Below are 22,149 nucleotides of genomic sequence, written 5' to 3' on the forward strand. Positions count from 1 at the left end.
CAGGATGGCCCGCCGCCGCCACCCGACGAACCGTCCGTGCCGCTTCCCGGTCCGGCACAACCGCCACCGTCGCCACCCGCACCACCACCCGGCCCGACCCCGGGGTACCCGACTGCGGGGTACCCGACTGCGGGGTACCCGACTGCGGGGTACCCGACTGCGGGGTACCCGACTCCGGCGCCGGCGGGGGGACCGTTGCCGCCCTGGCCGCCTCGACCGGCGCCGCGGAGTGGCGTCTGGCCCGTGGTCGCCGCCGCCTTCGTCGGCGTCTGGGCCGTCGTGGTGACGGTCGGCGCGCAGACCATCACGTGGCTCGTCGAACAGGTCCTGCTCGTCGCCGGGCTGGACCAGCCGGCCTGGATCTGGCCGGCGACCGGACTGGTGAACGCGGTGCTGGTCGGCGTGCCCACGGTGCTGCTGGCCACCCTGCCCCGATCCCCCGGGGTCCGGGCCGCCGGAAGGGCCTGGCTGCTCGCTGCGATCGTGCTCGGCGCGTTCGGTCTGCTCCGGGCGATTCCGACGCCGCTGCCCGAGGTCTACCTGGCCGGCTTGGCGGCGTCGGCCGCGCTCGCCGCACTCCTGATCCGGATGGTCCGGCTGGCCCGGCTGGTCCGGCGACGCGGCTCCCGAGTGGAACCGGCCCGTACCGAGCCGGCCGCGACCGGCCTGGCGGCCGCCGGCGGGCTCGCCCTGCTGCTGCCCTGGCTCTGGCTGGGTGCACTGGGCGGGCTGCTGGAGACGATGTTCGGACTGCTCGCGGCGGCGGCGGTCGGCTGGCTGGCCGCCACCATCCTGAACGGATCGTTCTGGGCCGGCTACGAGCGGCCGGGAGGTGCCGGGGCGGCGGATTCGGTGCCGGACCGGCCGGTCGGCGGCCCGCGTCTGGTCCTGGTCGGCGGTCTGGTCGCCGGGGTGGCACTGGCTCTCCTGGCGGCCGGTATCGGTGAGCCGGGCGCACAGCTCGCCGCGCTGCTCGTACTCCCCCCGGCCGGCTTCGTGATCGCCGCCCTCCGGCCCGGCTCACGACCGGTGCGTCGGACCGCCGGCCCGACCACCGAACCGACCACCGGGCTGCCAACCGCCGGGCTGCCGACCGCCGGGCTGCCGACCGCCGGGCTGCCGTTCGGCGGGACTGCGGCGGTCGGCTGGCTGGTCGGCATCGCCGCCGCCGGGCCGCTGGTCCTGGTGGATCCCGAGGAGATCACGTTACTGCTCACCAACACCCGGGACGTGCCGTTCTGGGCCGCGGTCGCCGCCGCCGGCTCGCTGGCCGTCGCGGTGCTGCTCGGCCTCGGGTACGGCTTCGGCCTCGGCCGGGCCGGCGCGACCGTCCCCCGTCGGATGGTGGCGGCAACCGTCACCGCCGGGCTACTGGTCGCCTCCGCCGGGGTGTACGTCGGCCTCGGCTCACCCGGATGGCAGGGTGAGCGGCTGTTCGTGGTGCTTCGGGAGCAGGCGGACCTGAGCGGGGTGACCAGCACCGCGAGCGGTTCCGCAGGCCGGGAGGCCCGAGGGCGTGAGGTCTACCGCCGGCTCGTCACCACCGCCGAACGGTCCCAGGCCGGACTGCGCCGGGAGCTGGACCGGCGCAGGCTGAACTACACGCCGTACTACCTGGTCAACGCGGTGGAGGTGGACGGCGGTACGGCCGTACGCGCCTGGCTCGCCGGCCGTTCCGACGTGGCACAGGTACTGGTCAGCCAGCGGTTACGGGCACTGCCCGCCGCCGGGTCCCCGGCCCGCGGGACCGAGTCGGCGCCGACCGTACCGGGCTGGAACCTGCGCCTGATCGGTGCCGACCGGGTCTGGTCCCAGCTCGGGGTGGACGGCTCGGGCATCGTCGTCGGCGGCTCGGACTCCGGAGTGGACGGGACACATCCCGCCCTCTCCGCCGGATTCCGGGGCGGCGACGACTCCTGGTTCGACCCGTGGAACGGCTCCCGCTCCCCCACCGACCAGGGCGGCCACGGTACGCACACCCTGGCCACCGCCGTCGGGGACGAGAATGTCGGCGTGGCACCGGGTGCGCGCTGGGTCGGCTGCGTGAACCTCGACCGGAACCTGGGAAATCCCGCGCACTACCTGGACTGCCTCCAGTTCATGCTCGCGCCGTTCCCGCCCGGCGCCGACCCATTCCACGCCGGGCGGCCGGAGCGGGCGCCGCAGGTGCTGACCAACTCGTGGGGCTGTCCGGAGATCGAGGGCTGCGCCCGGGACACCCTCCGCCCGGCCGCCGACGCGTTCGCGGCCGCCGGTGTCTTCTTCGTCGCCGCCGCCGGTAACACCGGCCCGTTCTGCGAATCGATCGACACCGCACCCGCGCCGTACCCGGAGGTGTTCACCGTCGGTGCGGTGGACCGGGAGCGCCGGGTCGCCACCTTCTCCAGCCGTGGTCCGGCGGCCGGCGGGGCCGGCAAGCCGGACGTGGTGGCGCCCGGCGTCGCCGTGCTGTCGGCTCTGCCCGGCGGTGGATACGGCACCCAGAGCGGCACCTCGATGGCGACACCGCACCTGGCCGGAGTGGTGGCGTTGATGTGGTCGGCCAATCCCGGACTGGTCGGCGACCTGGAGAGCACCAGCCGGATCCTGCGCGACAGCGCGACCCCGGCCGAACCGACCTACCGGTCCCAGAACAGCGCCGACCGGTGCGGGTCGGCGCAGAACATCACGGGCGCCGGCCTGGTCGACGCGTACGGCGCGGTGCGCGCCGCCCAGCAGGCGGTACGGGGCTGACCGGGCGGGCGGTACGGGGCTGACCGGGCGGGCGGTACGAGGCTGACCGGGCGGGCGCCGGTCTCGCCATCGGCCCGACGATGACCTAGGGTCGGCGCTCGTGCATGCCGAGTTCTCGATCGTCGAGTTGACCGACGACCAGCTACCCGCCGTGGTGCAGTTGTGCCGGGAGGCGTTGGACCTGCCCGATGACGCCGCCGAGGCGGTGGCCATCGTGGCCCGGCTGCGGGACGACGCACCCCCGCCCGGATCGACGTCCCGGCGCCGTACGGTCGGGTTCGTCGCACTCTCGGACGGCGCACTCGCCGGGGTGGCGCTCGGCTCGCTGGCGTACCGGGATCCCACCATCGGCCACCTCGACCTGCTGGCGGTCCATCCGGACCAACGGCGCCGGGGGATCGGGCGCGGGCTGCTGCTGCGGGCCGAGAGCGCGCTCGCCGGGCTCGGCGCCACCCAGGTACGGCTCGCCGGCAACGCCCCGCACTACGTCTGGCCCGGCATCGACGTCCGGTACACCCCGGCGATCTGCACGGCGTTGGCGCTCGGCTACGAACCGGAGGGCACCGCCTGGAACATGACCGCCGACCTGTCCACCGAGTCCTCTCCCGCGCTGCGCAGCACCGAGGCCGCCGAACGACGGCTGGCCGACCAGGGCGTCACGGTACGCCGGGCGGGGCCGGACGACGTCCCGACGCTGACCGACTTCGCCCGAACCACCTTCGGCGGCAGTTGGGACGCCGAACTGCTGCACTCGATCAACCGCGAGGGCGCCGGCTGCCACCTCGCCGTCCGTACGCCCGAGGGCGGCGGGCCGGTGGAACTGCTCGGCTTCGCCGCGTACGGCTCGTCCCGGCCGAGCTGGTTCGGGCCGATGGGCACCGCTCCGAACGCCCAGGGCCTGGGGATCGGGAGCGTGCTGCTCCGCCGCTGTCTGCGCGACCAGCGGTCGGCGGGACATGAACGCGCGCAGATCGGCTGGGTGGGCCCGATTTCCTTCTACGCCCGCAGCGCGGGTGCCGGGATCGAGCGGGTGTTCTTCCTCTACCGGAAGCAGCTCTAGACCCAGGTCAAATCCGTACCGTGCCATTTTCCCGTGCCATTTTCCGGCGCCATCGACCGGGAGCCTTCTGCCGTTTGCGGAGAAGGCGGAAGTCGTGGCGAAGGACGAATGGACGAGATCATGGACGCGTCCCTCCACGAGCCCATCGAGTCGGTCGGCGCACTATGCAGATCCGAGAATTGTTCACCGGGCGCCGAGAAGCGGCGCGCCAACGACGCATGATCATATGAATGCATGAAGAAGGGGCGGACCGCTTCCGCGGACCGCCCCTTCCTGACGTGACGACTGGACTCAGAAGTCCATGTCCCCGCCGCCCGGCGCAGCCGCCGGGGCCGGGTTCTTCTCCGGCTTGTCCGCCACCACAGCCTCGGTGGTGAGGAACAGGGCCGCGATCGACGCCGCGTTCTGCAGTGCCGAACGGGTCACCTTGGCCGGGTCGATGATGCCGGCCTTGAGCAGGTCGACGTACTCACCGTTGGCCGCGTTGAGCCCGTGGCCGGCGTCCAGGTTGCGGACCTTCTCCACCACGACGCCGCCCTCGAGACCGGCGTTGACGGCGATCTGCCGCAGCGGGGCGTCCAGCGCGACCTTGACAATGTGCGCGCCGGTCGCCTCGTCACCGGTGAGGTCCAGCTTGTCGAAGGCGGTCTTGCCGGCCTGGACCAGCGCGACACCACCACCGGGGACGATGCCCTCTTCGACGGCGGCCTTCGCGTTGCGCACCGCGTCCTCGATGCGGTGCTTGCGCTCCTTCAGCTCGACCTCGGTGGCCGCGCCGACCTTGATCACCGCAACACCGCCGGCCAGCTTGGCCAGGCGCTCCTGCAGCTTCTCGCGGTCGTAGTCGGAGTCGCTCTTCTCGATCTCGGCGCGGATCTGGTTGACCCGACCGTTGATCTGGTCGGCGTCGCCGGAACCGTCGACGATGGTGGTCTCGTCCTTGGTCACCACGACCTTGCGGGCGCGGCCCAGCAGGTCGAGGCCGGCGGCGTCGAGCTTGAGGCCGACCTCTTCGCTGATCGGCTGGCCACCGGTGAGGATGGCGATGTCGCCCAGCATGGCCTTGCGGCGGTCACCGAAGCCCGGCGCCTTGACGGCAACGGACTTGAAGGTGCCCCGGACCTTGTTCACGACCAGGGTCGCCAGGGCCTCGCCCTCGACGTCCTCGGCGATGATGACCAGCGGCTTGCCCGACTGCATGACCTTCTCGAGGATCGGCAGCAGGTCCTTGACCGTCGCGATCTTGCTGTTGACGATCAGGATGTAGGGGTCGTCGAGGACGGCCTCCATCCGGTCGGGGTCCGTCATGAAGTACCCCGAGATGTAACCCTTGTCGAAGCGCATACCCTCGGTCAGCTCCAGCTCGAGCCCGAAGGTGTTGCTCTCCTCGACGGTGATGACGCCTTCCTTGCCGACCTTGTCCATCGCCTCGGCGATGATCTCGCCGACGGTGTTGTCACCGGCGGAGATGGAGGCGGTGGAGGCGATCTGCTCCTTGGTCTCAACGTCCTTGGCGAGCTTGCTCAGCTCCTCAGAGACGCTCGCGACCGCAGCCTCGATGCCCCGCTTCAGGGCCATCGGGTTCGCGCCGGCCGCGACGTTGCGCAGGCCTTCGCGGACCAGCGCCTGGGCCAGGACGGTCGCCGTCGTCGTGCCGTCGCCGGCCACGTCGTCGGTCTTCTTCGCGACCTCCTTGACCAGCTCAGCGCCGATCTTCTCGTACGGGTCCTCGAGCTCGATCTCCTTGGCGATGCTCACACCATCGTTGGTGATGGTGGGAGCGCCCCACTTCTTCTCGAGCACGACGTTGCGGCCCTTCGGGCCCAGCGTCACCTTTACAGCGTCGGCGAGGGTGTTCATGCCCCGCTCGAGGCCGCGGCGCGCCTCCTCGTCGAACGCGATCATCTTGGCCATACGGCGTTGTCCTCCTGGACACTCACGGCCGCCGGGGCCTTGCCGACCCCGAACCTGCCGCCTGATTACGCACCTTCGGACGTCACTACGGCACTCGCGGACGGGGCCTCCCGGGCACCCGAGGGCGCCTGATCGACTCCGTCGCGTGTGCGACAGTGACGTCCGCCGGCCGGGCCGGACAGCCCGCGACGACCGGCCATGTGCCACCGACCTGTCTCCCAAGCCCGCGACCGTGGCCCTACCGTCCCGACCATTGGCACTCGCAGCGCGCGAGTGCCAATGACTTGTTTAGCACTCTCCCCTGCCGAGTGCAAGCCACTCGGGAGCGGTCAGAAGAGTTCGGCGGCCAGTCGCGCGGTGTTCACCGGCGCCTCCTGACCCCGCTGTTCGGTGTATGTGAGCAGGATCCCGACAACCTGCGCGAGCTGGAACGGCAGGCCCAGCACGGCACCGATCAGGGTGATCACGACGTACCCGACGGAGAAGCCCACCGCTTCCCCCGGCGTGGCCCCGATCCCGAGCGCGAGCATGCCGACGTTCTCCAGGACGGCCACCACGAGGGTGCCGCCGACCACCACACCCAGGATGATCGCGACCCGGCCGAGGACCATGCCGAACCGGGCGTGGACCATCTGGAACGAACGCCCGATGGGGTTGCGCCGCTCGAAGAGGTAGATCGGACCGACGAGGCTCAGCGCCAGGCCGAGGTAGAGACCGGGCAGGACACAGGCACAGAAGCCGGCCGCGATGATCAGGCTCGAGGCCAGGTACCAGCCCCAGAGACCCAGCGCCCGGCGCAGCCCGTACCGGAAGGCGGGGCCGAGCGACACCGGCTCGCCGGACGCATGCCGGACGATCACCCAGACGGCGGCCGCCCAGCCCAGGGCCTGCACCAGGCCCGCCACGAGGGCGACGGCGAGGACGACCCCGGAAAGGACGAGGAACCCTCCCACGAACGCTTCGAGCTCTCCCGGCGCCAACTCCCCGGTGGACCCCACGACCGGCGGGTCCGGCTGGAAGGGCACCATCAGCAGGGTCATGACCGCCAACGGCAGCACCTGGGTGATCAGCACGATCGACACCAGCTGTCGCCAGCTCCGGCGCGCCACGGTCCAGCACCGTTCCCACCAACCGCCGATACCCGCACCCGGAAGCGGGACGAGCGGATCGCGCGGATCCAGATAACCCGGCGGAGACCACTGGCCGGGGCCAACCCCCGTCGGCGGGCCCGGGTAGGCGGCCTGACCTGGGTAGACGAGTTGACCGGGGTAGACCGGCTGGCCGGGGTACCCGGGCTGACCCGGGTAGACCGGCGGACCCTGATAGGGCGGCCGGACCAGGTCGACCGGCAGACCTTGATCGGCCGCCCGGATCGGGTCAACCGGGACCGTCGGGTCAACCGGGACCGTCGGGTCAACCGGGACCGTCGGGTCAACCGGCGTCGTCGGGTGACCGGATTGGACCGGAGAAATCGGCTCGGTCGGTTCCGGTTGCTCGCCGGGGCGGCCCCCTGAACCGGCACCGGGACCGGGGGGGCCAGGAGGCGTTGGCTCGACCACGGACTCTCCTCAGGCAGGAGCGCGAAGGGGGACAGCTCCCGATCTTGCGGCCTGTGGGACGACAAGCACAGCCGCCGATCGGTCGAGGCTGAACTCGCGACGCCAGGAGTGAAACCCGGTCGAGCGGGAGTAGCAAACTCCAAGCCAGTGTCGGGCCCGGTGAGACGCCGACGATCAGGCGATGAGGCGGACCTTTTCCGCCTGCGGGCCCTTCTGACCCTGAGCGATCTCGAACTCGACGCGCTGACCGTCGTCAAGCGCCTTGTAGCCGTCCATCTCGATCGCGGAGAAGTGGACGAAGACGTCCTGTCCACCATCGACCGCGATGAAGCCGTAGCCCTTTTCGCTGTTGAACCACTTCACGGTGCCCTGCGCCACGGTGCACTTCCTTACTCCGGTCGCGCCGGAGCTGACAGAGCCCCGGCGTCGACGTACGCCTGCCGGGGCCGCCGACCCGTTTTCACCGCACCGTCAAACGATTGAGGCATCGAACGAATCAAGCGGCCGAACCCGCACGGTACACCAAGGCCGGGCGGCAGCGCACTAGGCTAAAACGGTCATGAGGCCGACAACCGGGCGGCCGTTTCCCCACCGGATCCCATTGGCGACCATCGCTGTGCCGCCTGCCGCAGGCCGACCGTAACCGGAATGGGCCCGATTACCCGGCGGAACGGGTCGACGTACCGCGTGCGACCATGGCGAACGTGCCGGCACCCACCCCGCAGACCGCCACCGACGCCGCGCTCGCCGAGCCCTCCGGCCCATCCAGGCCGAGCCCGTCGACCCCGCCGAACCCATCGAACCGGCCGAACCCTCCGAACCCGTCGAACCCGTCGAACCCGCCGAACCGGCCGAGCCCTCCGAACCCGTCGAACCCGTCGAACCCGTCAGAGTCGGCCCTGACAGAGCCGGCCCCGTCCTCGCCGAGGCCGGCCGGCGGAACCGACGGGGCGGGCCGAGCGGACGATCGCCCGGCAGCCGACCTCCCCTCGATCCGCCGGGTACGAGCCACCGACGCCGCCCGGTTCCGGGCCATCCGGCTGGAGATGCTCGCCGACTCACCGCTGGCCTTCCTGGAGACTCTCGCCGACGCGGCGGCCCGGCCACACGCCGAGGTCGCCGCCCGAGTCGCCGGAATGGCGTCCGGCCATCGGAGTGCGGCGTTCATCGCCGAGGTCGACGGGCGGATCGTCGGCCACGCCGGCGGACAGGCGGCGTACGGCCGGCCGGGCGTGACCGTCGTCTTCGCCGTCTACGTCACCCCGTCGTGGCGCGGCAGTGGACTGCTGGCCGCCTTGATCGACGAGGTGGCCGCCTGGTCCAGCGCGGCCGGACGCGGAGAACTGCACCTGGAGGTCGTGGTCGGCAACAACCGCGCAGTACGGGCGTACGAGCGGCTCGGCTTCGTCGACACGGGCGTACGCGTGCCGCATCCGATCGTGCCCGCGCTCCGTGAGCTGGAGATGCGCCGCGCCACCTGACCTGTTAGGAGGGGCCCCTTCTTCTACAGAAAACGATAAGAAGGGGCCCTTCCTTACACCCTCAGTTGTGGCGGCGGGACTGGACCACGCGGAACCGGGCGGCGACGTAGGCGCCGTCGGTGAGGGCCGCGTTCGCGGCCGGGTTGGCGCCGCTGCCGTGGAAGTCGGAGAACGCGGCCGACTGGTTGACGAAGACGCCACCGGTGAGGTTGCAGGAGAGGTGGACTCCGGTTTCGATCGCTGCCGTCTCGGCGGCGTCGAGGACGGCCTCGTCGGTGGAGTAGACGGCGGCGGTGAGGGCGCCGCGCTCGCCCACCGTCTGGCGGAGCAGGGCGAGGCTGTGGGTGGTGGAGTCGGTCCCGATGACGAAGGAGATCGGCCCGAACCACTCCCGCCCGTACGTTCCGACGGCGTCCGCGCCGAGCTTCGTGATCAGCGGGGTCCGGACGACCGCGCCGGGGTACTGGGGGTGCTCGACGGGACGGGACGGCAGGACCGCCTCACCGACCCCGGCAACCTCGTCGAGCCGGGCCAGTACGCCGTCGTTGACGATCGCGCCGGTCAGCTCGACCGCGCGGGCCGGGTCGCCGGTGAGCTTCCCGACCACTGCGGCGATGCCGGCGGCGACCTCGTCGACGCTCTTGTGCCCCTGGTCGGTTTCGATCCCGGTGGCCGGCACGAGGATGTTCTGCGGCGTGGTGCACATCTGTCCGCTGTAGAGGGTCAGCGAGAAGCCGATGTTGCGGCACATTCCGGTGAAGTCGTCGGTCGAGTCGACCACGATCGTGTTGACCCCGGCCTTCTCGGTGTAGACGGCGGCCTGCCGGGCGTTGGCTTCGAGCCAGTCGCCGTACTCGGTGGAGCCGGTGAAGTCGACGATCCTGACCTCGGGGCGCAGCGCCAGGGTGGAGGCGAGGCCCTCGCCGGGGGCCTCGGCGGCGAGCAGCATCAGGTTCGGGTCGAACCCGGCCTCGGCCAGCACCTCGCGGGCGTACCGGACGGTGATCGCGAGCGGCAGTACGGCCCGGGGGTGCGGCTTGACCACGACCGGGTTGCCGGTGACCAGCGAGGCGAACAGGCCGGGGTAGGTGTTCCAGGTCGGGAAGGTGTTGCAGCCGATCGCCAGCGCCACGCCGCGCGGCACCACGTGGAAGTTCTTGGTCATCCGCAGCGGGTCGCCCTTGCCGGCCGGCTTCTCCCAGGAGGCGGTCGCCGGCTGCCGGGTCATCTCCCGGTACGCGTAGGCGAGCGATTCGAGCGCCCGGTCCAGGGCGTGCGCGCCGCCGGCCTGGAAGGCCATCACGAACGCCTGCCCGCTGGTCGCGTGCACCGCGTTGGCCAGTTCGAAGATGTGCGCGTGCAGCCGGGTCAGGATCTCCAGGCAGACGCCGACCCGGGTCTGCGGACCGGCGTCGCGCCAGCCGGGCAGCGCGCTGGCGGCGGCGGCCAGCAGCACGTCGGGGTCGCCGTGCGGGTAGGTCACCCCGAGGTCGATGCCGAACGGGCTCGCCTCGGTGGCCACCCAGTCGAGCGTGCCGGGCTGGTCGAGCGGGAACTTCCCGTCGAGGTACGCCCGGAAGGCGGCCTCGCCCTCGGCGGCGGCGGTTTCGCCGTACACCCGGGGGCTGGGCGACTCGGGATAGGCGGACCAGTAGGCCCGCTCGGTGATCGCGGTCAGCGCACGCTCCAGGGTGTCGGCGTGCCGGGCGAAGAAGGGGTGCGGGGTCTCCGTCATCCCGCCATCATGCCGCACCCGGCGGAGCCGCCCCAGTGGCCGCCCGGCGGAGTCAGATGGTCGCCTGCCAGCTGTTCAGTCCGGCGACCGCCCGGAAGCCGAGCCTCTCGTTGATCGAGATCATGTATTCGTTCACCGCCGCGTTGTAGGTGTCGATGACCCGCAGCGCCGGCTCGTGCGTCCGCGCGTACCGGAGATTCTCGATCTTGACGATGATGCCCAGCCGGTGGCCCCGGTGCCGCGGTTCGACCAGGGTGATCTGCTGGAAGGCGTGCCAGTCGCAGTCTTCGGTCAGCCCGAGCGCCGTCCAGGCCACCAGCCGGCCGGTCGCGTCGTGCCGGGCGCCGCAGTTGTACCAGCGCAGACCCCGCGCGTCGAGCGCCGCCTCCATGGCACGCAGCCGTCCGACGTCCGGTTTGGCCGCCTCCCAGGTGAGGTCGCCGATCGGCGCGTCCTCGATCAGCCGGCTGTCCAGGTAGGCCACGTCCTCGGCGTACTCGTCCGGGATACGCCCGTGCCAGCGCACGATCGAGTAGCCCTCGGCGTGGGTCAGGCCGGCGGTCAGCAGCCGGTCCAGCTCCGGCTCGTCCAGCGTGGTCAGGTCGAGCCGACGGCGGACGTCGGCGAGCGCCGGGTGCGCCCCCATCGCGGTGGCGAAGGCGTCGCCGGGCGCGATCCGACCGGCGGCGGGATCCATGCTGGCCGTCTCGCTGATCATGCGCTTGCGGCCCAGTTCCCGGAGCGACCGGACCGCGTACTCGTAGAGGGCCCGGCCGACGCCGCGACGACGGTGCTCGGGATGCACCGTGAGGGTGACCTGGGCGTTGTCCCGGTTCTCCACCTGGGGCAGGGTGAGTGCCAGGTGACCGACCGGCACCCCGTCGAGGTAGGCCAGCGCGTGCCGCTCCTCGTCGCCCGGCCACGGATGCTTCAGTGCGCCGAAGAAGCGCTGCCTCGACGACGGTGGCATGTCCGGTTGCTCGGCCGCCCGGCTGACGGCCTGGATTTCGTACGCCCGCTCGGCGGCGACTTTCCCGGCGGCGTCGGCGGTGTCGAACGGGATGACGACGATGTCCATACATCGAGAGTGCCGGTCGGACCGGGCGGGCGCGAGCGATTATCGCCGACGTCGTCACCTGCTGGCCGAATCGTCGTTGAGTCCGTAGGCCGTCGGGCGTCAGGCCGCTCGGGGAAAGTTTGGTCGGGAGGACGCCCGCACAACGCCTCCGGCGCTGGGTCGTAAGAGCTTAAAAAGTCTACGGCGGTGCGTCCTCCCGCACGGAGCATCTTGCGTCCTGCAGATGCAGTCGTCAAGTCCTCTTCCGCGTGTTTTCGTCACCCATGGCAAATCCCCAGCTACAGGCCGCATCCGTACCACGGGCGTGGACCTTGGCTCGCATATGCACGCGGAGCGCGCGCGCGGCTGCGGCCGGCCACCGTCGGCTCCGGACAGTGGCCGGGACGTCGCGCTCCAGAGTCGGGGGATCCGGTCGTACGGGCCGGCTCAGCGGAGCAGACCGGCGTCGCGGACCGCGCGCAGCGACGGCTTGACCCGGTACGTCGGCCCGACCTCGGCCGCCACCGCATCGAGGGTCTTGAGTCCCTCGCCGGTGTTGTAGACGACCGTCTCGGCATCGGGATCCAGCCGGCCGCTCGCCACCAGCTTGCCCAGTACGGCCACGGTGACGCCGCCCGCCGTCTCGGCGAACACTCCGGTGGTCCGGGCCAACTGTCGGATCCCCGACCGGATCTCGTCGTCGTCGGCGTAGTCCATCCAGCCCCCCGTCCGGCGTACCGCCTCCAGGGCGTACAGGCCGGCGGCCGGGTCACCGATGTTCAGCGACTTCGCGATGCCGGTCGGTCGGACCGGGTTGATCACGTCGGTGCCGGCGTGCAGGGCCGTGGCGATCGGGTTGCAGCCCGCCGACTGGGCGCCGAAGACCTTCCAGCCGTTGGCCGGGGCCTCGACCAGACCGATCTCGACCAGCTCGCTGAACGCCTTGTCGATCTTGGTGAGCAGCTCACCGCTGGCCATCGGGATGACCACCTGCTCCGGAATCCGCCAACCCAACTGCTCGGCGACCTCGTACCCGAGGGTCTTGGAACCCTCCGCATAGTACGGCCGGACGTTGACGTTGACGAACGCGGTGTCCTCGAACTCGTCGGTCTCCACCAGTTCGCCGCAGAGCCGGTTCACGTCGTCGTACGAGCCGTCGATCGCGACCACGTCCCCGCCGTACACGGCGGTGGTGATCACCTTGCCGAGTTCCAGGTCACCGGGAATGAAGACGATCGACGGGACCCCGGCCCGGGCCGCGTGCGCGGCGACCGAGTTCGCCAGGTTGCCGGTCGAGGCGCAGGCGAACCGGGTGAAGCCGAGCCCCCGGGCGGCGGTCAACGCGACCGAGACCACCCGATCCTTGAACGAGTGGGTCGGGTTGGCGCTGTCGTCCTTGACCCAGAGCGGCGCCCGGATGCCCAGCTCGGCGGCGAGGCCGGCGGCCGGAATCAGCGGGGTGAGGCCGGGGTCGAGCGTGACCCGGGTGGCCGGGTCCTGGCCGGTCGGCAGCAGCGCGGCGTACCGCCACAGGTTCTGCGGACCGGCCTCGATCTCGGCCCGGGTGACCCGGGCCAGTGCCTCGGTGTCGTAGCCGACCTCCAGCGGGCCGAAACACTCGAAACAGGCATGCTGGGCGACGAGGGGGTACTCGGATCCGCAGCCGCGACAGACCAGGGCGCGGGCGGGGCTGGGGATGATTCCGGTGTTCTGGCTGGGGGTCGCGTCGATGATCGACGTCATGGCGATGGCCGTCCTCTCATCTTTCCCGGGACCGCACGGCGCGGCGGGGACGGATTTGGCACCTGCTCCGCGGGTGGAGTGGTTGCCGGGGCGTCATCGGGCCGTATCCCTCAGCCCCTCTGGATGAGGTATTAAGTTGTCCGGTCAGTCTACGGGTCCGGCTATCCCGCTGTCCCGGCCACTCGCCCGCTGTGACCTAAATCCCGACCGGTGTCCCGACCGTCACCGCGCAGTCGCCAGCACGCGCCGCCGACCAGCGCGAGCGTGATCACGCTGATCGCGAGGTCGCCGACCAGCGCCTCCGTCGGGGACGCCGGGGCGTAGTTCGGCACCAGGTAGGCGCCGGCCGCCGCCGCGATCAGGTAGGCCGACCAGGCGGCCAGGGCGTGCCGCTGCCCCCAGCCGGTACGTCGGGACCAGACGACGATCACCGTCGCCGCCGACCCGACCGTCACCGCCTGCACCCCGAGGCCGAGCCAACCCGGCACCAGGTCCACGCTGACGAACGCACCGAACACCAGCAGGCCGGCCCAGATCGGATGCGGCGCGCGGGCGGGTACCGGCCGGGGATGACGCCGCCACCTCGGCAGCATGGCCGTGCCGACGAGCGCGACCACCAGCAGCAGCACGAAGGCGACCTGGACCGGGGCGGCCTGGAAGCCCTTCCGGCCGTCCTCGGCGTCCGCGAAGATCAGCAGGCTGCCGAGCAGGTAGAGGAGGGCGGCGACGACCAGGCCGGGACGGCCGAGCCACGGCTGCCGGCGTCGGCCGGGGGCCAGGAACGACTCGACGATCACGATCGGTACGCAGATGCTCAGCGCGATGTGGCCGCCGACGTAGCCGAACGCCTGCTGGGCACTGAACCCGAGCCCCGGCACCCAGGTCGCGCTCGCGGCGGTGCCGAGTTCGGCGAACTCCGTGTCGTCGAGGAAGTTCCGGTTGAACAGCGCCTGGTCGACCAGCCCGGCCTGGATCAGCCCGAACGCGGCGGCGAGCAGGACGATCACCGGCCAACCTCCACCGGTACGCCGGGCGGTCTCCCGGATGAGCAGCGCGGCCCCGCCGTACAGGGGGCCGAGGAAGATCACGACCAGCAGGTAGTCGTTGGCGGTGAACCCGCCCCAGGAGACCTCGCCGGCCCACGGGGCGAGAAGGAAGAGCGCGACGACCGGCCCGATCCGGCGCCGCCAGGGCAGGCCGGAGCCCGTGGCGGGTACCGCGGGGTCGGGTGTCGGGGACGTGGGGGCGACGGGCATCGGTGGTCCTCTCCGGACGGTGACATGGCCGGCCGGACGCGACGGTCGGTACGGAGCAGTGATCTCCGTACGCCGCCGCCGGTCCGGCACACCGACACACTCCCGCCCCGGTCGACCCGTCGGTAACGGTCATCGGTCGACTCCGGCCCGACCAAGGTCGATGCCTTTGGTAGCCCTCCGGGCGCTACCGCCCCACCGGTGCGGCGACCGGCGTCTGCGGGAACCTCCCGGGTACGCAGAACGGCAGGGTCCGACGCTGGTACGAAACGGCCGCGACGGCGAGTGCCCAGCCGTACCCGCCGAACGCCAGCGGAGCCGCCACGCCGAGCAGTCCCCGAACGCCGTCCCAGTGCCAGTCGAGGACACCGGCGGCGATCAGCACCAGCGCGCCGGTGCCGTACAGGGCGAGGGTCGGTGCGACCAGCCAGACCGGGGTGAGCGGCAGGAAGCGGGGTACCCGTCGACCCGCCAGCCACAGCGTCCAGCGCGGGAAGACCATCCCCCACGGCCGGACCAGACCGGCGAGCAGGAACACGGCGAGTCCGATGCCGGCCCAGAAGGCCACGGCCGCGTACCAGGTCGGCCGGTAGCCGTTCCCCTCGATCCCGGGAACGCCGAACGCGCCGAGGGTGTGCAGGCTGGCATAGGGCAGCCACGCGACGGAGCCGACGTAGGCGATCCGGCGTACCACCGTCGGCGCCGGATGCGGTGCGGGATGCCGCCGGTCCACCAGGCCCGGCGGATGCGCCCGGCCGCACCGCGGGCAGCCGCCGGACGTACGGCGGCGCCACCGGATGGCGGCGGCGGCGAAGAGCGCCGCGACGGTGGCCAGCCCCAGCCGCTGGGCGAACGTCAGCCAGTCGCTGTTTCCGTCCGGATCGTGGACGGAGCCGGTCAGGACCAGTTCGATCAGGTTGAGCAGCACCATCGCGCTACCCGGCAGGATCAGCCCCGCCACCGTCCAGAGGCCGACGGTCAGCACCGGGGCCGAAATCCGCCGCCCCCACGGTCGTACCGTGGCGGCCGCCAGCGCCGACCCGACGAGCAGGATCCCCGCGCCCGGCGCGGCGAGGCCCGGCAGGCCGACCAGGGAGTGCCGCCCGGTCAGCACGGCGACCAGCAGCACGACGCCGTACCCGCAGGCCGCACCGCTCGCCGCGTAACCCGTCCACTCCGGCCTGCGCCGCCACCATGGTGTCATGCCGTCACCCTCGTCGGCGGGGCCCGACGACACCTCCCGCGCCGGAGGGAGGCACCTCCCCGGCCGGGGTGAGATCGCCGTCGGGGTCCGGCACCCGCCGCGTGATCGTTGCCCTAGGCTAACGATCACGCCGGACCGGTCCGGACCGCCGACGACTCCGCGCCGACCCGGGCCTACGAAGACCACCACGCCGGCGGGAACAGACGGGAGCCGGCGGGAACAGACGGGAGCATGACGTTGCAGGACGCGATGCAGGACGCGATGCAGGCCGGAACGGTCCGGATCACCGGGGCGGGCGGCGACGAGATCGAGGCGTACCTCGCCCAGCCGCTCGACGCGGCGCCGCGCGGCGGGGTGGTGGTGATCCACCACATGCCCGGCTACGACGAAGCGACAAAGGAGATCACCCGGCGGCTGGCCAGCTACGGGTTCGCCGCGATCTGCCCCAACCTCTACAGCCGGGAGGCGCCGGGCGCCAGCCCCGACGACGCGGCGGCGACGGCGCGGGCCGCCGGTGGCGTACCCGACGACCGGCTGGTCGGCGACGTCGGCGGCGCGGCCGATCACCTGCGCGGGCTGCCCAACTCGAACGGCAAGGTCGGCGTGATCGGCTACTGCTCCGGTGGACGCCAGGCGTTCCTGGTCGCCTGCCGGCTGCCGCTGGACGCCGCCGTCGACTGCTACGGCGCGTTCGTGGTCGGCAACCCGCCGGAGAGCTTCCCGCTGGCCGTGACGCCGCTGCTGGACCAGGCCGGCACGCTCTCCTGCCCGCTGCTCGGCATGTTCGGCGCGGAGGACCAGTACCCGTCCCCGGCGCAGGTGGAAGAGTTGGCCGGCGAGCTGACCCGACTGGGCAAGCCGCACGAGTTCCACACCTACCCCGACGCCGGACACGGGTTCTTCGCCGTGGACCGGCCCAGCTACCGGCCGCTCGCCGCGACCGAGGGCTGGCAGCGGGTCCGCGAGTTCTTCGACCGTCAGCTCGGTGCCTGATCCCGACCGCCCGCGACCAGCCCGAGGAGGCCGGCATGTGCACGTACGTCACCGTGAAGCGTGAGGTCGAGGGAAGTGGCAAGGGTGCTGGCGGCTGGTTCCCGGTCAGCCAGACCACCGTCTACGTCGACCATCCGACGCACGCACCGTACGCCCACACCCTCAACATCGACTTCCTGAATCCCGCTGCCGGGCCGGCGGCCCGGGTCGCGGTCGAGCTGACCGAGGAGTCGGCACTCGCCCTGATCGAGGCGATCCAGGGGGCACTCGCCGCCGCTCCGGCCGGAATGGCCAGCCGCGACCAGAAGGTCTGACCGCGGCTGCGGAGGACAGGGCCACGCCACGCCACGCCACGCCGGCTCCGCAGTCGTCGTGTCGGTCCCGATCGATCCCGCAGCCGTCGTGTCGGTGCGATCACGCGCTGTCGTCGTCGGTCCGGTCCAGCCGGGCGAGGTCGTCCTCCGACAACTCCAGCGCACCGGCGGCCAGGTTGGCGACCAGGTGGTCCGGGTTGCCCGTGCCCGGGATGGCCAGCACGTGCGGCCCGCGCCGCAGTGTCCAGGCGAGTCGCACCTGCGCGACGCTCACCCCGTGGGCGCTGGCGACGGCGCGGACGTCGTCACGCTCCGCCCCGCTCGGGCCCGCCTCGCGGCCGGCACCGGCGATCGCGAAGAACGGCACGAAGGCGACGCCCTGCTCACCGCAGGTACGCAGCAGGTCGTCGGTGCCGCGTCGGTAGTTGACGCCGTACGGGTTCTGCACGCAGACCACCGGCGCGATGGCCTGGGCCTCGGCCAGGTGCTCCGGCCGGACGTTCGAGATGCCCAGGTGCCGGATCAGACCGGCGTCCCGCAACTGCGCCAGTACGCCGAACCGCTCGGCGATCGGATCGGGCCCGTGCACCCGCAGGTTCACCAGGTCGAGGTGGTCCCGCCCGAGCTGGCGCAGGTTCTCCTCGACCTGGCCGCGTAGCTGCTCCGGCCTGGCCAGTGGCAACCAGGTGCCGGACGGGTCACGGCCCGGCCCGACCTTCGTGGCGATGACCAACCCTTCCGGGTACGGCGACAACGCCCGGTTGATCAGCTCGTTGGCCGACCGCAGGGGCGAGAAGTAGAACGCGGCCGTGTCGATGTGGTTCACCCCGAGCTCGACCGCGAGCCGGAGCACCTTGATCGCCCGGTCCCGGTCGCTCGGGCTGCCGTCGGCGTTCTGGGTCAGCCGCATCGCACCGAAGCCGAGCCGGTTGACCGGCAGATCGCCGAGTGTCCAGGTGCCCGCGGACGCGGCCGGGAGCAGCTCCGGAGTGGTCATTGCGAGAATCTCCCTCTTCGCTGGCGTACTGGTCGGCCCGCCGTACCAGGCCGGGATCCGTTCAGGAGACGACGTCCTTGCGGGTGAAGCGCCAGAAGGCGAGGCTCCAGAAGACGGTGGCGTAGCAGATCGCCGAGATCGCACCCTTGACGATGTCGTCGGTCTGCACCGGGGTCGACAGCAGGCCCAGCCAGGCCTGGCTGTAGTGGGTCGGCAGGAAGTCCCGGAGCACCCCGAGCGCGGTGATCTGGTCGAGGATGCTGGACAGGATCCAGAGCAGCACCGCCCCGCCGACCGCGCCCAGCGCCGCGTCCGTGGTCACCGAGAGCAGGAACGCCAGCCCGGCGACCACCAGCAGTACGACGGCCAGGTAGCCGAGGATGCCGAGCAGCCGTAGCAGACCCTCCCCGGCCGGGATCTGGGCCGCCACCGTGCTACTCAGCGGCTCCCAGCCGTACCGGAGGGTGCCGGCGAGCATGGCGGTGCCGGCGATCAGCAGCAGGGCCAGCAGCGAGTACGCCAGCGCGACCACCAGCTTCACCGTCAGCAGCCGGGCCCGGGGCACCGGGACGGCCAGCAGGTAACGCAGGCTTCCCCAGCTCGCCTCGCTCGCCACCGTGTCACCGCAGAACAGTGCCACCACGACGACCAGCAGGAACGACGACGAGACGAGCAGGGAGAAGAGGGTGAAGTTGAGCCCGCCGGTGGTGGCCAGCTCGATGAGGCTGCCGAACTCGCCCCCGCCGTTGTCGTCGTCCCCGGAGCCCTCGAACTGGAAGGCGACCAGGATGACCAACGGCAGCAGCACCATGAACCCCAGCGCGAGCTGGGTACGCCGCCGCGAGGCCTGCCGGCGCCACTCGGCGGCGATCGCGAGCGTGGCTCCGGGCCGGTAGCCGGCGGCGCCACCCGCCGCGTCCGGCGTACCCGCTGGTCTGGTCTCCGTCGTCGTCATCAGCGGTCTCCACTTCCCCGGGAGTTCTCCCCGACCAGGGCGAGGAAGGCGTCCTCCAGGCGACGCCGGGGCACCACCCGGTCCACCCCGACCCCGGCCCGGACCAGCTCGGCCACCACCTCGCTCCGGGCGGTGCCGTTGGTGTCCACCACCAGGCCGCCACCCGAGTCCGGCAGCACCCGTACCCCTTCCAGCCGGTCGAGTACGGCCCGCGCGGCGGCGTCGTCGGAGACGTCGAACTGGGTGCTCGGAGACTCGCCGACGATCTCGTCGACCCGGCCGGACGCCACGATGGTCCCCCTGTGCACGACGACCGCGTGCGTACAGGTCTGCTCCACCTCGGCCAGCAGGTGGCTGGAGACCAGCACGGCCCGACCGTCGGTCGCGTACCGGCGCAGCACCCGGCGCATCTCGGCGATCTGCGGCGGATCGAGCCCGTCGGTCGGCTCGTCCAGCACCAGCAGCTCCGGCAGGCCGAGCATGGCCTGGGCGATCGCCAGCCGCTGCCGCATGCCGTGGCTGTACTTGCGGGTCTTCCGGTGCACCGAGTCGCCGAGCCCGGCGATCTCCAGCGCCTCGTCGAAGTGCGCGTCCGCCCAGGGCCGACCCGTGGCCCGCCAGTACGCCCGCAGGTTCTCAAATCCGCTCAGGTGCGGCAGGAAGCCCGGTCCCTCGACCAGGGAACCGATCCGGGACAGCACCGGAGAGCCGGGTACCAGCCGGTGGCCGAAGACGTGGATCTCGCCGGCCGTCGGCTGGGTCAGCCCCATCAGCACCCGCAGGGTGGTGGTCTTGCCGGCGCCGTTCGGCCCCAGCAGGCCGACCACCTGGCCCCGGTGCACCTCGAAGTCGATCCGGGACACCGCGACGAAGCCGTCGGCGTACTCCTTGCGTAGTTCGCGGACCACCAGCGGAGTGTCGGCGTACTCGGCGACGACCGAGGTGTCGTGCCGGCGGTGCCGGCGGCGTACCACGGTGACGACCACGACGAGCCCGAGCACGATGGCGGCGAGCAGGCCGACGAGGGCCCAGCGCCAGGCCACGGCCGGGGTGGCGATCGGCACACCGCCGACCGTCGGCAGTGACAGGTCGGCGCCGGTGCCGGCGCCGCCGGGGGCGCCCGGAGCGGTGGATGCACCGGCCGCCGGAGCGTCGAGCGCGACGGTGTAGGTGACCGGCTCGGCCGGGGTGGCGTACCCCTGGTCGGAGCTGGCGATCACGATCCGGAGCCGGTGTCCGGCCTCGATCCGGCGCACGATCGCGGGCAGGGTCACCCGAACCGGCCGGGCCGCCGCGATGTCGGCGGGCAGGCCGGTCAGGCGTACCGGGGCGACCAGGCCGTTGGAGAGCGCGGCCGGGCCGTTCGGGTCGACGTCGTAGAGCTTCACGAAGAGCACCGCCTCGCCGGTCGGCGACGCCGCCCGGATGGAGACGCTCGGCGAGCCGACCACGTCGACGGCGTGGTCCAGCGGTGCCGACTCGAACCGGGCGTGCTGGCCCGGCAGGTCACCGGCCACGCCGTCGAGCAGCGAGGAGAAGCCACCCGCGAACGGCAGCGCCGAGATGGCCGCCGGGTTGCCGCCCGGCGGGTTCGCGATCCGCTGCTGCGGCCCGGCGACGCCGATCGTGCTGGTGGCGGCGCCGCCGACGCCGGGGTAGTCGGCGACCGAGAAGCCGGTGGCGACCAGGCCACGGTCCAGCGCGTCGAAGCCGGCGATCCGGGACCAGGTGAAGCTCGTCGACGGCGTCTCGCCGGCACCCTTGACGTAGTGGTCGAGCCACTGGGCCATCAGGAAGCGCAACCGGTCCCGGTCGGTCTGCGGGCCCTCGCCGCCGTCGTGTCCTCCGGTGAACCAGGCGACCCGGACCGGGGTGCCAGCCGCCGAGATGCCCCGGGCGTTCGCGTCGGCCTCGGCGAGCGGGAAGAGGGTGTCCGCCGCACCCTGGATCAGCAGGGTGGGCGCCTTGATCCGGTCGAGCACCCCGGCCGGACTGGACCGGCGGAGCAGGTCGACCGCCGCCGGGTCGCCCCGGCCGGTGGTGGCGATCCGCAGGTACGCGGCGCAGACGTCGGCGGCGAAGCGACCACAGGCCGGGTCGGTCGGCGTGGCTCCGGGTGCCGTACCGGGCACCGTGCCGAGCACCGGGTCCCGGTCGGCCGGCGACCCGTTCCCGGCGCCGTCCGAGCCGGAGTCGTCCGAGGAGTCGTCCTCGGAGTTCGCCGAGTTTCCGCCCGGTCCGTTGGCGCCGCCCGGTGCGGCCAGGCCGCCGAGCCCACTGCCGCCGCCGCTGCCGAAGAAGATGCCGGCCCAGCCCTTCTTGAACACGCCGTCGGTCGGCTCCCGGCCGGTGGACTCGGGCAGGAAGGAGCGGGCCAGGTCGTGCCAGGTGATCATCGGCACGATGGCGTCCACCCGCGGGTCCTGCGCGGCCAGCAGCAGGGCCAGGCCGCCGCCGTACGAGCCGCCGACGACGCCGACCCGGGGGTCACCGGCCGCGTCGGTGCGGATGTCCGGCCGCTGGGCGAGCCAGTCGAGCAGCCGGGAGGCGTCCCGTACCTCGTAGTCGGGGTTGTCCAGGTGGATCTGCCCACCGCTGCGCCCGAACCCCCGGGCGGTGTACGTCAGCACGGCGTAACCCAGGTCGGCCAGGTCCTCGGCGTCGGAGGAGACCGAGCGCTTCGTACCGCCGAACCCGTGGGCCAGCAGCACCGCCGGCACCGGTCGGGCGGCGCTCGCCCCCTCCGGCAGGTAGAACGTGGTGTCCAGGTCGACCGGCTGGTCGCCGTTCGGTCCGGACCGGACGGTGACCATCGCGTCCGTTGTGGAGTAGGCCGTCCGCTCCGGCCAGACCGCCCAGCCGACCAGCGCCGCGAGCAGCACCACCACGACACCGCCGGCCACCACCCGCCGCCGGGTCAGGCGGGCCCGCCATCGCCGGGCCGGCGGGGTCGGGCCGGCGGCGTCCGGTCGGGCCGGCTCGGCCGGACGCAGGACACGGCGGAGCCGCGCCAGCAGTGGGGAAGGCATGGGCACACCGTACGGCGCCAAGCCTGAGGGTTGGCTGAGATCCGCCGTACGTCCGTCCGGCTGGCCCGTTCGTTGTCCGGGGGTGGTCGTCCGCGCCGGGCGGGCCGGTATCCGGCGAGCCA

Annotated in this window: 19 protein-coding genes and 1 riboswitch; of the genes, 7 read left to right on the forward strand and 12 right to left on the reverse strand. The window is 72.3% G+C overall.

From position 1 onward, the window contains the following. Nucleotides 1-4 precede the first annotated feature (4 nt). The 3 genes from I0C86_RS45410 to I0C86_RS08930 all read left to right on the forward strand — a co-directional run bounded on the left by I0C86_RS45410 (nucleotide 5) and on the right by I0C86_RS08930 (nucleotide 3,793). Nucleotides 5-286, forward strand: coding sequence for a pentapeptide repeat-containing protein (locus I0C86_RS45410; RefSeq protein ID WP_407676281.1), 282 nt, complete (start codon nucleotides 5-7; stop codon nucleotides 284-286). Then, a complete protein-coding gene (locus I0C86_RS08925; RefSeq protein WP_407676282.1) occupies nucleotides 244-2,733 on the forward strand; it encodes a S8 family serine peptidase in 2,490 nt (829 codons plus the stop codon). Before I0C86_RS45410 ends, I0C86_RS08925 begins: the two co-directional genes overlap by 43 nt. A gap of 100 nt (nucleotides 2,734-2,833) precedes the next feature. Beyond that, the gene (locus I0C86_RS08930; protein WP_196200748.1) at nucleotides 2,834-3,793 is read left to right on the forward strand and encodes a GNAT family N-acetyltransferase; all 960 of its coding nucleotides are present in this window, start codon (nucleotides 2,834-2,836) and stop codon (nucleotides 3,791-3,793) included. A 291-nt stretch (nucleotides 3,794-4,084) separates the two neighbouring features. Here I0C86_RS08930 and groL read toward each other — a convergent pair whose 3' ends face one another. Then, nucleotides 4,085-5,707, reverse strand: a complete 1,623-nt coding sequence (groL, locus tag I0C86_RS08935) for a chaperonin GroEL (protein ID WP_196200749.1) — start codon at nucleotides 5,705-5,707, stop codon at nucleotides 4,085-4,087. Between the two features lie 329 nt (nucleotides 5,708-6,036). Next, nucleotides 6,037-6,816: a hypothetical protein gene (locus I0C86_RS08940; protein WP_196200750.1), complete on the reverse strand. Its 780-nt coding sequence runs from the start codon at nucleotides 6,814-6,816 to the stop codon at nucleotides 6,037-6,039. A 150-nt stretch (nucleotides 6,817-6,966) separates the two neighbouring features. Here I0C86_RS08940 and I0C86_RS08945 point away from each other — a divergent pair, with 150 nt between their 5' ends. Then, nucleotides 6,967-7,221, forward strand: a complete 255-nt coding sequence (locus I0C86_RS08945) for a hypothetical protein (protein ID WP_196200751.1) — start codon at nucleotides 6,967-6,969, stop codon at nucleotides 7,219-7,221. A gap of 219 nt (nucleotides 7,222-7,440) precedes the next feature. On the opposite strand, the gene I0C86_RS08950 is transcribed toward I0C86_RS08945, so the two are convergent. Beyond that, the gene (locus I0C86_RS08950) at nucleotides 7,441-7,644 is read right to left on the reverse strand and encodes a cold-shock protein (protein ID WP_173040429.1); all 204 of its coding nucleotides are present in this window, start codon (nucleotides 7,642-7,644) and stop codon (nucleotides 7,441-7,443) included. 280 nt (nucleotides 7,645-7,924) lie between these two features. Continuing rightward, nucleotides 7,925-8,302, reverse strand: a complete 378-nt coding sequence (locus tag I0C86_RS08955; RefSeq protein ID WP_196200752.1) for a hypothetical protein — start codon at nucleotides 8,300-8,302, stop codon at nucleotides 7,925-7,927. On the opposite strand from I0C86_RS08955, the gene I0C86_RS08960 reads away from it, so the two are divergent. Then, nucleotides 8,259-8,747: a GNAT family N-acetyltransferase gene (locus tag I0C86_RS08960; RefSeq protein WP_323373546.1), complete on the forward strand. Its 489-nt coding sequence runs from the start codon at nucleotides 8,259-8,261 to the stop codon at nucleotides 8,745-8,747. The two genes, I0C86_RS08955 and I0C86_RS08960, sit on opposite strands and share 44 nt — an antisense overlap. Before the next feature lie 61 nt (nucleotides 8,748-8,808). Here the strand turns inward: I0C86_RS08960 and paaN are convergent, their stop codons facing one another. The 5 genes from paaN to I0C86_RS08985 form a co-directional block, all read right to left on the reverse strand. Next, nucleotides 8,809-10,482: a phenylacetic acid degradation protein PaaN gene (gene paaN / locus I0C86_RS08965; protein WP_196200754.1), complete on the reverse strand. Its 1,674-nt coding sequence runs from the start codon at nucleotides 10,480-10,482 to the stop codon at nucleotides 8,809-8,811. Between the two features lie 52 nt (nucleotides 10,483-10,534). Further along, the gene (locus I0C86_RS08970; protein ID WP_196200755.1) at nucleotides 10,535-11,560 is read right to left on the reverse strand and encodes a GNAT family N-acetyltransferase; all 1,026 of its coding nucleotides are present in this window, start codon (nucleotides 11,558-11,560) and stop codon (nucleotides 10,535-10,537) included. Between the two features lie 426 nt (nucleotides 11,561-11,986). Further along, entirely contained in the window at nucleotides 11,987-13,282 is a 1,296-nt protein-coding gene (gene thrC / locus I0C86_RS08975; protein WP_196200756.1) for a threonine synthase, read from the reverse strand. 13 nt (nucleotides 13,283-13,295) lie between these two features. Next, nucleotides 13,296-13,412, reverse strand: a riboswitch (SAM riboswitch). Between the two features lie 31 nt (nucleotides 13,413-13,443). Beyond that, nucleotides 13,444-14,538: a hypothetical protein gene (locus tag I0C86_RS08980; RefSeq protein ID WP_196200757.1), complete on the reverse strand. Its 1,095-nt coding sequence runs from the start codon at nucleotides 14,536-14,538 to the stop codon at nucleotides 13,444-13,446. A gap of 184 nt (nucleotides 14,539-14,722) precedes the next feature. Further along, nucleotides 14,723-15,739 (reverse strand): hypothetical protein, encoded by a 1,017-nt coding sequence (locus I0C86_RS08985; RefSeq protein WP_196200758.1) that lies wholly within the window; start codon nucleotides 15,737-15,739, stop codon nucleotides 14,723-14,725. Between the two features lie 231 nt (nucleotides 15,740-15,970). On the opposite strand from I0C86_RS08985, the gene I0C86_RS08990 reads away from it, so the two are divergent. Together I0C86_RS08990 and I0C86_RS08995 are read left to right on the forward strand one after the other, a co-directional pair. Beyond that, nucleotides 15,971-16,732: a dienelactone hydrolase family protein gene (locus I0C86_RS08990; protein WP_230393828.1), complete on the forward strand. Its 762-nt coding sequence runs from the start codon at nucleotides 15,971-15,973 to the stop codon at nucleotides 16,730-16,732. A 35-nt stretch (nucleotides 16,733-16,767) separates the two neighbouring features. Then, a complete protein-coding gene (locus I0C86_RS08995) occupies nucleotides 16,768-17,046 on the forward strand; it encodes a DUF6295 family protein (protein ID WP_196200759.1) in 279 nt (92 codons plus the stop codon). 100 nt (nucleotides 17,047-17,146) lie between these two features. Here I0C86_RS08995 and I0C86_RS09000 read toward each other — a convergent pair whose 3' ends face one another. The 3 genes from I0C86_RS09000 to I0C86_RS09010 form a co-directional block, all read right to left on the reverse strand. After that, entirely contained in the window at nucleotides 17,147-18,043 is an 897-nt protein-coding gene (locus I0C86_RS09000) for an aldo/keto reductase (RefSeq protein WP_196200760.1), read from the reverse strand. Nucleotides 18,044-18,104: 61 nt separating this feature from the next. Then, nucleotides 18,105-18,998 carry an ABC transporter permease subunit gene (locus tag I0C86_RS09005; RefSeq protein ID WP_196200761.1) on the reverse strand — a complete coding sequence of 298 codons (894 nt, stop codon included), beginning with the start codon at nucleotides 18,996-18,998 and terminating at the stop codon, nucleotides 18,105-18,107. Next, complete coding sequence (locus I0C86_RS09010) at nucleotides 18,998-22,027, reverse strand: alpha/beta fold hydrolase (RefSeq protein ID WP_196200762.1); 3,030 nt, start codon at nucleotides 22,025-22,027, stop codon at nucleotides 18,998-19,000. Before I0C86_RS09010 ends, I0C86_RS09005 begins: the two co-directional genes overlap by 1 nt. Between the last annotated feature and the right edge of the window lie 122 nt (nucleotides 22,028-22,149).

Origin of the sequence: Plantactinospora alkalitolerans, from assembly GCF_015690345.1 — a bacterium.
Classification (GTDB): Bacteria; Actinomycetota; Actinomycetes; order Mycobacteriales; family Micromonosporaceae; genus Plantactinospora; species Plantactinospora alkalitolerans.